The organism is Actinomadura bangladeshensis, assembly GCF_004348335.1.
GTDB lineage: Bacteria > Actinomycetota > Actinomycetes > Streptosporangiales > Streptosporangiaceae > Spirillospora > Spirillospora bangladeshensis.
Map to the genome: position 1 here is coordinate 1 of NZ_SMJW01000256.1, position 10,741 is coordinate 10,741.

General features: G+C 71.2%; 11 protein-coding genes. All 11 read left to right on the plus strand.

The genetic code is table 11. The features are described from left to right. Positions 1-164 precede the first annotated feature (164 nt). Entirely contained in the window at positions 165-1,640 is a 1,476-nt protein-coding gene (locus tag E1284_RS33195; protein ID WP_131944120.1) for an SCO6880 family protein, read from the plus strand. A gap of 39 nt (positions 1,641-1,679) precedes the next feature. Beyond that, positions 1,680-3,101, plus strand: coding sequence for a hypothetical protein (locus E1284_RS33200; protein WP_131944121.1), 1,422 nt, complete (start codon positions 1,680-1,682; stop codon positions 3,099-3,101). Continuing rightward, positions 3,098-4,903, plus strand: coding sequence for a type IV secretory system conjugative DNA transfer family protein (locus E1284_RS33205; RefSeq protein ID WP_131944122.1), 1,806 nt, complete (start codon positions 3,098-3,100; stop codon positions 4,901-4,903). The genes E1284_RS33200 and E1284_RS33205 overlap by 4 nt, the downstream gene beginning before the upstream one ends. A gap of 102 nt (positions 4,904-5,005) precedes the next feature. Further along, the gene (locus tag E1284_RS33210; RefSeq protein ID WP_131944123.1) at positions 5,006-5,452 is read left to right on the plus strand and encodes a DUF4913 domain-containing protein; all 447 of its coding nucleotides are present in this window, start codon (positions 5,006-5,008) and stop codon (positions 5,450-5,452) included. After that, a complete protein-coding gene (locus E1284_RS33215) occupies positions 5,449-6,252 on the plus strand; it encodes a hypothetical protein (protein ID WP_131944124.1) in 804 nt (267 codons plus the stop codon). Before E1284_RS33210 ends, E1284_RS33215 begins: the two co-directional genes overlap by 4 nt. 43 nt (positions 6,253-6,295) lie before the next feature. Continuing rightward, positions 6,296-7,120, plus strand: a complete 825-nt coding sequence (locus tag E1284_RS33220) for a hypothetical protein (protein WP_131944125.1) — start codon at positions 6,296-6,298, stop codon at positions 7,118-7,120. 74 nt (positions 7,121-7,194) lie between these two features. Further along, positions 7,195-8,028: a hypothetical protein gene (locus E1284_RS33225; protein WP_131944126.1), complete on the plus strand. Its 834-nt coding sequence runs from the start codon at positions 7,195-7,197 to the stop codon at positions 8,026-8,028. 55 nt (positions 8,029-8,083) lie between these two features. Further along, positions 8,084-8,473: a hypothetical protein gene (locus tag E1284_RS33230; protein ID WP_131944127.1), complete on the plus strand. Its 390-nt coding sequence runs from the start codon at positions 8,084-8,086 to the stop codon at positions 8,471-8,473. Positions 8,474-8,478: 5 nt separating this feature from the next. Next, the gene (locus E1284_RS33235; RefSeq protein WP_131944128.1) at positions 8,479-9,246 is read left to right on the plus strand and encodes a hypothetical protein; all 768 of its coding nucleotides are present in this window, start codon (positions 8,479-8,481) and stop codon (positions 9,244-9,246) included. Positions 9,247-9,372: 126 nt separating this feature from the next. After that, entirely contained in the window at positions 9,373-9,756 is a 384-nt protein-coding gene (locus tag E1284_RS33240; RefSeq protein WP_131944129.1) for a hypothetical protein, read from the plus strand. Between the two features lie 24 nt (positions 9,757-9,780). Continuing rightward, positions 9,781-10,741, plus strand: a 961-nt coding sequence (locus E1284_RS33245) for a hypothetical protein (RefSeq protein ID WP_131944130.1), incomplete at its 3' end; no start/stop codon positions are given.

Sequence of the window (10,741 nt, forward strand, 5' to 3'; positions counted from 1 at the left end):
GGTGCCGCCCGACGGCGGCCACGGTGAACCGGTCGGACCCACCACCGTCCGCACGGCCGACCAGGCGCGCCAGCGCGGCGAGGACACGGTCCGCTGGGCGGCGACCGGCAGCTTCGGCGGCCCCACCGGCGCGGCCGGTGCGGCTGGTGAAGGGGGCGGTGGCCATGGGGCATGACGTCCGCACCTACGGGGGCTGGCGGCGCCGGCACGGCATCGGCCTGCTCGGCCTGGACATCGCCTCCACCTTCATCGCCCTCGCCGCGGCGATGCTGCTGGTGCTCATCTCCGCCACCGCCCCGCACCTGCTGGTCTACCTGCTCCCGCCGACGCTGGTCGGCGGCGGACTCGGACTGGTTCGGGTGGGCGGCGTTCCGGTGGTGCGGCTGGTGCTGGCGCGGTGCCGCTGGCAGTGCGGGGTGTGGCGCGGCCACCACCACTACCGCGCCGGGGTCGTCATCGACCATCCCCGCGCGTTCCAGCTCCCAGGCGTGCTGGCGCCGTTGACCCTGCTGAGCGCCGAGGACGGGTACTGCGGCCGGTACGGGATCGTGTGGGACCGCCGCACCGGACTGCTCACCGCCACCCTGCGCGTCGTCCCCACCTCGACCTGGCTCGCCGACCAGGCCGACGCCGACGCCTGGGTGGCCGGTTGGGGCGGCTGGCTGGCCGCGCTCGGGCACATGCCCGCCGTGCGGTGGGTGACGGTCACGGTCGAGACCGCACCCGAACCCGGCTCCACGCTCGCCGACGCCGTAGGCCGCGCGGTCGTCCCGACCGCTCCTGCGGCGGCGCGCACCATCATGGGCGAGCTGGTCCGTGCCGCTCCGGCGGCGGCCGCCGATGTCGACACCCGCGTGTCGATCACCTTCGACCCGCGCGCGTCCGCGACCCGCCCCAAAGACCTCTACGAGGCGGTTGCCGAGCTCGGGCGCGCTCTCGACGGGCTTGCGTCCCGGCTGGGTGGGTGCGGGGTCTCGGTCCTGGGTCGGGCGACCGCCGCGGAGATCGCCGGGGCCGTGCGGACCGCGTTCGATCCTGATGCGCGCGGTGAGGTGAACCGGCTGCTCGCCGGCCCTGACTCACAGGAGGTGTTGGGCTGGGGCGATGCGGGGCCGGTCGCCGCGACCGAGCACACCGGCCACTACGAGCACGACGGTGGTGTGTCGGTGAGCTGGGCCTGGCACGAACCGCCTCGGCAGAACGTCCGTTCCGACGTCCTGGCCCGGCTGGTCGCGCCCGGCCCGTTTCCCAAGCGCCTCACCCTGCAATACCGGGCCCTGCCGGCTGCCGCAGCGAGCCGTGTCCTGCAGCAGGAAGTGAACGCGGCGGCCTTCCGGACCCAGTTCCGGCGCCGTACGGGACGCGACGAGACCGCCCGCGACAGTTGGGACGCCGCCCGCGCACGGCAGGCCGCCGCCGAGGAGGCCATGGGCGCCGGGGTGTGCCTGGTCTCGCTGTACGCCACCGTCACCGCGTCCGACCCCGAGCAGTTGCGCCGCGCCACAGCACACGTGGAGGCCGCGGCCGACTCGGCCAAGATCCGGCTGCGGCGCCTGTGGGGCAGCCAGGCCGCCGGGTTCGCCACCACCCTGCCGTGCGGCATCTGCCCACCCGAACTGTCCCGCCGACTCATCCACTAGAGCCTGGAGTCACGCTTGCCGAACGCCGAAACACTGGCCATGTCCGAACCGCTCGCCCCGCCCTGGGGGTGGCGCGGGCGGGGCGCCGGCCGCGCCGCGCACGTCGAACCCGCACCCGAGTATCAGGCCACCACCAGCCAGGTCTGCGGCCTGTACCCCTTCACCGCAGGGTCCGGCACGCCCACCGCCGGCACCCCGGTCGGACGCCACCAACTGTGGGGTGAAGTCGTCTGCCTGGACCCCCTCGCGTGGCTGCGCGAGGGGCTGGTCACCAACCCCGGCATGTTCGTCCTCGGCCAGCCCGGCACCGGCAAATCCACCCTGGTCAAACGCCTGGTCACCGGCGCCGTCGCGACCGGCACCACACCGATCATCCTCGGCGACACCAAACCCGACTACACCCGCCTCGTCGACTATCTGGGCGGGCAGGTCATCCGCGTCGGACGCGGCGCCGACCGCATCAACCCCCTGGACGCCGGCCCCCTCGACCACGCCCGCCGCCGCCTGACGGGAGCCGACGCCGAAACCCTGCGCTGGGAAGTACGCTCCCGCCGCCTGTCCCTCCTCCTGGCCCTGGCAACTCTCGTCCGCGAGGGCCGCATCACCAACGCCGAAGAAGTCGTCCTGGGCCGCGCCATCGACCTGCTCGACGAACGCCTCGACCGCGAACCCACCATCGTCGACGTCCTGCGCATCCTGGAGCAGGGGCCGGACGAGCTGCGGGGAGCAACTCGCACCGATTCGAGCGACGCCTACCGCTCCCAGACCCGCGACCTGGTCTTCACCCTCGACCTGCTCATCTCCGGCTCCCTGGCCGGCGTCTTCGACGCCGCCACCACCCGCCCCCTCGATCTGGACGCGCCCGCGATCAGCGTCGACATCTCCCGCGTCCGCGCCGCCGGCGACAAACTCCTCACCGCCGCGATGCTGTGCACCTGGGCCTACGCCTTCGGCATGGTCGATGCCGCCACCGCTCTGGCCGACCTGGGCGCCGCGCCCCGCCGCTCCTACCTGGGCGTCATGGACGAACTGTGGCGGGCGCTGCGCGGCGCCCCCGGCCTGGTCGAGCACGCCGACGCCCTCACCCGCCTCAACCGCGCCAAAGGCATGGCCTCGGTCATGATCACCCACTCCCTCGCCGACCTCGACGCCCTGGCCACCGAGGAAGACCGCGCCAAAGCCAAAGGGTTCGCCGACCGCTCGGCCATCACCGTCCTGGCCGGACTCCCGCCCCGCGAACTGGCCCGCGTCCACCAGATCACCCCACTCACCGGCCCCGAACAGCACCTGGTCGCCTCCTGGTCGGCACCCGACTCCTGGCAACCCGGCGCCCGCCACCCCGGACGCGGCAAATACCTCATCAAAACCGGCGAACGCCTCGGCATCCCCATCGAACTCTCCCTCGTCGGACCCGAAACCGACCTCTACGACACCGACCACGCCATCCGGGCAACCGCATGACCCGGGCACTAGGGCCACGCGCCTCGCTGTGGCACTCCACCACCGGCGCCGCATGGCTGGTGCTCGCCGCCTGCTGGACACCCATCGCCGGGCTGTGGATCGTGTGGGCCGCAGCCAAGCTGTCCGCGGTTGCAATCGGTGGGACGGTCATGCCGTTCGGCACCGACTTCGCAATCACCCTCGCCCGGGGACGGACCGATCTGGCCTGGCCGGGGACACCGACCTGGCTCGTCCTGCTCATCCTCCTTCTGCTGGTCATCGCACTGTCCTGCGCTATCTGGGAGATCTGGCCGAAGATCGCGCGACGTTTTCCACAGCCTGGAGATCCAATCGCCACGCTCGCCGACAACCCCGGACTGACCGCTCTCCAACCGGACGCGACCGCCAGCAAGGCGATTGCGCTGCGGCGTTCCCTCGCCACTTCCAACCCCGGTGACTTGGAGCCGGACGACATCGGCCTCGTCCTGGGCGACGTTCTGTTGCCGGGCGACCGGAGCGGGCCGACACTGTTCGCCTCGTTCGAGGACACCGTCGTGGCATTCATGGCGCCCCGGTCGGGCAAGACCACCACCCAATCCATCCCGCACGTGCTGTTCGCGCCCGGGCCGGTGATCGCGACCAGTAACAAGGCGGACCTATGGTCGGCGATCGCCACTGTCCGCGCCGCACGCACCGGCGGGAAGATCTGGCTGTTCGATCCCCAGCGCATCACCTACCAGCCGCAATCGTGGTGGTGGAACCCGCTCGCCGGGCTGTCCACGGTGGAGGACGCCCACCGCCTGGCCGGGCACTTCGTCCTCACCGTCGACGACGGCCAGAAGAAGGACCTGTGGGGGCCCGCCGCGCAAGACCTGCTGTGCGCGCTGTTCCTGGCCGCCGCCACCTCTGGCCGCTCCCTGCACCACGTCGCCCGGTGGTTGGACGAGCCGGCCGTCCCGACGCCGATCGAGCTGCTGCAGCAGGCCGGGTTCCAGCTGATGGCCTCCTCGTTGAAGGGCACCCAGAACGGTGCCGTGGAGACCCGCGACGGGATCTACCAGACCGCCCGCACCGCCGCCAAAGCACTCCGCGACCAGGAGATCCTCGCCTGGGTCACCCCCGACCGGGGCCTGCCCGTCTTCGATCCGCACGCGTTCGCCGGCTCCCGCGACACCCTGTATCTGCTGTCGAAGTCGCTGTCGGCCGCCGCGCCGCTGATCGCCGCGCTCACCGACACCGCCATGCGCGCCGCCGAACGCCGCGCCGAACAAGCCGGCGGACGCCTCGACCCGCCCCTCATCGTCGCCCTGGACGAGGCCGCCAACATCTGCCGCATCGCCGACCTGCCCCAGCTGTACTCCCACCTCGGCTCGCGCGGCATCATCCCGGTCACCATCCTGCAAAGCTACGAGCAGGGCGTCACCGTCTGGGGCGAACCCGGCATGGCCGCACTCTGGGGCGCCGCCACCCGCAAACTCATCGGCGCCGGCATCGACTCGCCCCGGCTGGTGCGCGACCTGGCCACCCTCATCGGGCAGCACGACGTGCCCGTCCGGTCCATCAGCTACAGCGACGGCCGCGCCAGCGAACAGATCTCGCTGCGCCGCCAAGAGATCCTCGAGGGCGCCGACATCCGCGCCCTGCCCGCCGGGACCGCGCTGCTGCTGGCCACCGGCACCAAACCCGCCCTCATCCGACTCCGCCCCTGGTACTCCGGGCCGCACGCCGCCTCCATCAGCAAGGCGATCACGGCCGCCGACGCCGCGATCGCCGAGGCCGCCCGCCGCCACCGCGACCGGCCGGACACCTGGCCCACGACCTAGTCCGAACCACGCACCACATCCACGTCCGCACAGACACGTCCACATCCGCAGAGAAAGGGGCCTTCACATGTACACATCCACCGCTTTGGAGGCTTCAGCTTCATGTCCGATCCTGCTCCGTCCACGGACGCCGGCAAGCGTCGCGAGTCGCTGTACCCGGATGTCACCGCCTGGGTGAGCGAACACTTCGTCCCGATGTACCGGCGCACGCTGGGCGGCGAGTTCCGCTGGTGCGCCGAGTGGTGGCGGCACGGCGAGGCCATCTCCCGCCTCACCGCACTCTGGTTCGCCTGGGAGGCGATGCGGCTGCAAGGCGCCACCGGTATGGCCCTGTGGTACCGCGACCACCTCGACCACCAGCTCCCCGTCCTGCTCGGCCCGCGCGGCCCCTTCTACCAGTGCACCGAGAACGAGCACCTGGCCCCGCACGAAGCCCGCACCGTCCCCGTCCCCGCCGGATGGCTCGGCTTTGACCACGCCACCCCGCCCACGGCCGGCGCCGGAACCGCCTCGTCCCTGGTCCGCGCCGCCGACCGGGGGCTGGCATGACCGAGCACATGGAAGCCACCGCGCTGGCGTTGGACGCCTACGTACGGCACCTGTTCGGGGACCTGGCCAACGGGCACCGCACCGACCACGTCGAAGCCGAAGGACTCCTGCATGCGCTGGTGGTCGACCTCATCAACTACGGCGAAAGCAACCGCCTGGACATGGTCGACCTGCTGGACGCGCTCACCCAGGCCCGCATCGACCGCGGCGGCGCCATCACCAACCTCCGCTACAGCTTCCGCCTGGACGCCGAAGTCCAGTTCCGCGACCACGGCGCCGAGCCCCACCGGGGGTTCATCACCGAACTGAAATCCGCCGGCCCCGGACAGGACCCCGAATGCGTGCTGCGCATCCCCGGGATCATCGACCCGCAGCACACCGGCACGTCCGCGCTGATGCCAGCCACCCGCATGGTGCCCTTGTCGACCCGCACCGCCGGAACCGTGTTCAGCGCCAGCGCCGCCGAAGACACCATCACAGACCTTCTCACCCGCCTCCCGGCCGGACACCGCACATCCGACACCGACGGTGATCCGCACGTCCTGGCGGACCTGGCCGAACTGTCCACCGCGTTGGCCGCCTGGTCGGGCACCCAACCCGAGCACGTACTGCAGCACCTGCGCTACCGGGCAGGCCAGATCCACCGCACCGGCGAGGACTGGTCCTCGACCGCGCGGCGTGCAGCGACCGGGTTCCCCAACGACATCGCCGCCGTCCTGGCCGGCGAACAGCCCACCCGGACGTCGTCGTCCAGCCGCCCAGATCCGCCGCGCGCGAACCGGCATCCCCGGCAGATGTGACCACCACCCCGCCTCACCCGCTCAGCCTTCTGGAGGTACAGCATTGTCCGACCACGATGAGGCCGTCGCCGCCGCGCTCGACGCCTACCAGCAGCACCTCCTACCCGACGACGCCCCCAGCCACCGCGCCGACCCGACCCTGGCCGAACCGCTCATCACCTCGCTCATCGAACAACTCGCCCGCTACGCCGAAGCCCGCGACCTCGACATCCACGACACCCTCGCCGAGCTCCACCAGCAGCGGCTCGACAGCGGCGGACCCGACCACGATCCCAGCTACAACTTCCGGCTCGGCGCCGAAGTCCAGTTCCGGCAGCAGCGCACCGCCACCGGCGCCAAGCCGCACTATCCGCTGTGGCGCGGCTTCATCACCGCACTCGCCACCGCACCCGACGGCGAACCCCAGTGCACGGTGCGTGTCCCAGGCATCAGCGAGGGTCTGCACGTCACCGCGTTCGAACTGGAACCGGCCGATTCGCTGCTGCCGCTGCCCACCCGGACGGCGGGAGTCGTCTGCAACGCCCGCGACGCCGAATCGACGATCATCGACATCGCCGTCCGGCTCAAGCGCGCCGCCGGCAACGGCCTGGTCCCCGACGAGCAGGCACTCACCGACCTGGCGCAACTGACCATGCGGCTGAGCACGTGGTCCGGCGGCCGACCCGACGCGATCATGCGCCACCTCTACGACCGCATCATCGACACCGCCCAGCGACCGCCCAGCCGCCGCCCCGGCCCGGACGCGGCGGCCCGGCTGTCCGCGACGGAGTTCCCTCAGCAGCCGGGACCCTCCCGCTCCGACGGCCCGCCGGCCAGCAGCACTCCGAAGCCAGACCACCCGCCGCGTCCACGCAGGCCACGACCCTGACCTGCTAGCCCTCCTCCGCCACACCACCCGACCGACACGACCGCATTACCGAACCGACCACCCTTGGAGGTTGTATGGCCGACGCCGGCGCCGCAGAATTCGCCGAGTTCGGAGCCGCAGCCCTGGACGCCTTCCAAGCGCTGTTCGAGGAGACCGAACACCTCGACCATCGTGGCAACACCGCCCACGCCAGCGAACTCCTCGGCGATCTGCTGATCGACCTGATGCACTACGCCGACCACCGCGGCCTGGAATTCAACGACATCCTCGCCCAGGCCAACGGCTACTACCTCAGCGAACACAACAGCCCCGACGTCCTGGCCATCGGCACGACCATCCAACTCAACGGCCCCGCCGCCGAGGAGGCGATCCTGCTCGGCGCACCGACCCGCGGCACCGTCACCGGGCTCCTGGTCCCCTACGACGGCCCCACCGAATACGACGTGCACTTCCTCGGCGAGACCAGCAGCCGCAGCATCATCGCCGCCGACCTGGAACCGGCCCCGTCCTTCCCCGCCACGTCCACCAGCCGGGGCGTTATCGGCAATCCACTGCGCGCCGAGGAAACCCTGATCGAAACCATGGCCCGCATCGGCCGAGCCGACCTCGCCGGCATCCAGCCCCAGCAAGACGACCTCGACGACCACCACGTGATCCTGGACGCCCTGGTGGCCTGGAACGGCATGGATCAGCGCAACGTCACCGACCTGCTCCTGGCCAAGGTCGAACCGCGCCTGACCGCCTCACCACTCCACCCCGCCAGCGATGCACGACTGGATCCAGCGGCCGAACTCGCCGCCCACGACTTCCCCATACCGCTCTCGCAAAGCCTCGCCGAGGCTCAGCCCGCCGCCCAGCCGTCACCACGCCCGGCAGGCCCCGCCGCAACACGCTCCCACCCTCGCTAGGCGTTCACCTGCGGAAATTCGCCCCGTCCCGTCTGTCACCGCATCGGAGGTTCCGGTGAAGCACTTCTTCGACTACGCCACCCGGCAGATCAAGGCCGCCGACTCCCTGCCCGCGCTGCTCGCCGCCGCCTTCATGGGATTGGAGCTGATCGAGCGCGCCGCCACCGTCCTGGCCCAGAGCACGTCAGAAGACGCCTACCAGGCCGCGCTCGGCGAAGCATCCGATGCCTGGTGGGCGCTGGCCGAAGCGCCCAGCCTCGCCTGGCCGCAGAGCCCCATGCCCGACAGCGATGCCCACGAGTTCGCCGCAGCCGTCACGAGCTTGGTGATGGTCGTGGCCGAAGCGATCCTCAACGTCGCCTCCAAGACCACCGAACCCGCCGACCGGGTCGCGTGCCTGCGCGCGGTCCACCACGCCGGCAACGTCGCCGCGGCGCTGAGGTGACCACCATGCCCCACGCCGGCAGGCGCCTCGACCGCGCCACCCAGGCCCTGGCTGCCTACGAGAAGGCGGCCTTCCCCGGCACGCCCTCGCTCCTGCGCCGCGACGCCTTCTACAGCCAAGCCCTGCTGGCGGCACTGATATGCGACCTGGAGCACTACGCCCACCACCACGGCCACGACTTCGCCACCGCCCTCAGCACTGGCCGCGCCCTCAACGCCGCAGAAGCCGCCGAAGACGCCCCCTACAAAGTCGGCGACCAAGTCCGCCTCACCCGCGAGCACGACCGCTGCGGCACCGTCATCGGCTGGCAGACCACCAGCCCCCACGCCGAGACCGACTTCTTGGTCGCCGTCCCCGGCATCCCCTTCGTCTACGCCGAACCCGCCACCCACCTGGCGCCCGCACCCGCCTTCCCGCCCACTACGACTGTCCTGGGCACCGTCCACCATGCCGACCAGGCCGAACGCCTCTACACCACCATCACCACCCGGCTCCCGGACGCCCCAGAACCGACCCGGCACGCCCTTGAACACGACCGCCGGCGGCTCCTAACCGCGTTGAGTTCCTGGAGCGGCATCACCGAAACCCGCCTGCACGACGCACTCGCCCCGCGCCCACCTGCGAACAGACACCAACCGTCCGACACCAGGGCCGCCGCCGCGGACTTCCCCGCCGACATCAGCCAGAGCCTCCCCGCGGCAGAGCCGCACGACCACAGCCGTGATCAACCACCGCACTCCCCCGGCCGCCCAGGCGTAACACCCGCCACCTGACCAGCGAGCACGCCCCGCCGTTCGTCCACAGATGCACGCCCGACCGCCATCGCACCTCGACCCGCGCCAGGCTGAGCCGACCGGCGCCGCCCGCAACCACCACCCACCCCAATCGGAGGACACCTAATGACGCACGAACACCACCACCAAGACGTCCGGCACGCCTGGTTTACCGAGATCCTCACCACCGCCCTCAACGACCTCGCCCACGCCGAACGCGTCATCACCGCCTACGCCGCCCAGCAACCCGACGGATTCATCGCCTGGGGCATGGCCGAAGGCGAAGCCGTCCAAGCCCACCAAGCCCTCCGCCAAGCCCCCTCACTCCACACCACACCCTCCGCCGACCACACCGACCTGGACGCCACCGCCGACGCCCTGTTCCACCTCGCAACCACCGTCTCGAAGAACCTGGTCCGGGCCGCCGAGCTGGCCGCCGACGCCGACGACAAGATGGCCTGCCTCCAAGCCGCCCTGCACGCCGGCCGCCTGCGCGACACCCTCCGGTAACCGCCCGTGGCCACCTACGGAGAGATGACCACACTCGCCGACCAGTACCTCACCGACCTGCGCCACCATCTCCACACCAACGAACTCGCACGCGACCTGCGCCACCACACCGTCCCACCCGAACTGGTCCGCCTCACCCACGTCCTGGCCCGCTACCACGACCAGATCGCCGCCGGCTTCGGCCTCCCCCACCCCGACACCGATACCGCCGGGGTGCGGGACGCCGCCCACCGCGCCAGCGCCCTCATCAAACAAGCCGAACACCTCCTCGGCCCACCCTCAGACACCGCGACCCCGCAATCAGCCCTGGCGGCGAAACTCCGCGCCGCCTCCATCGCCCTGGGCTGCGGCCTGGACCTGCTGTCCACCCACTTCCCCGTCACCCGCGATCAGGCGACCACCGCAAACGCCGGGGTCATCGCCGCACCCGACACCGCACGCTCCCTCTTGCACCAGCTCAGCACCCACACCGCCACCCTCGGCCACCTCGCCTACGGCACCGGCTCCGACCAAGCCGGCCCGCTCCTGCACAAAGCCGCCGTCCTCGCCCGCATCTACAGCGAGAACCAATCCCCACCACCCATCGCCGCCATCCCCGTCCACCACACACCCGACCGCATCCCGCCCCAAGCCGGGGAGGACACCGGTCAAGCACTCGCCGGCATCAACGCCAGCATCCACCGGCTCAGTAACCCCACCTCCGCCACCTCCGTCACCACCTGGCGCTACCTCGCCCGCGCGGCCACCATCATCTGCGACCTCAACCGCAAAACCATCCGCCAACTCATCTACCGGATCAACGAACTCAACCAACCCGACCACCTACCCGCGATCAAACAAGCGGGTATCGAACTCCGCCACCTCGGCACCGCCTGGAAGAGCATCGTCCGCCGCTGGGACACCCACATCGGCCACCACGGCCACCCCGCCAACGGCCCCGCCACCGACGCCGGCGACCTCATCATCCTGTCTCTTATACACATCT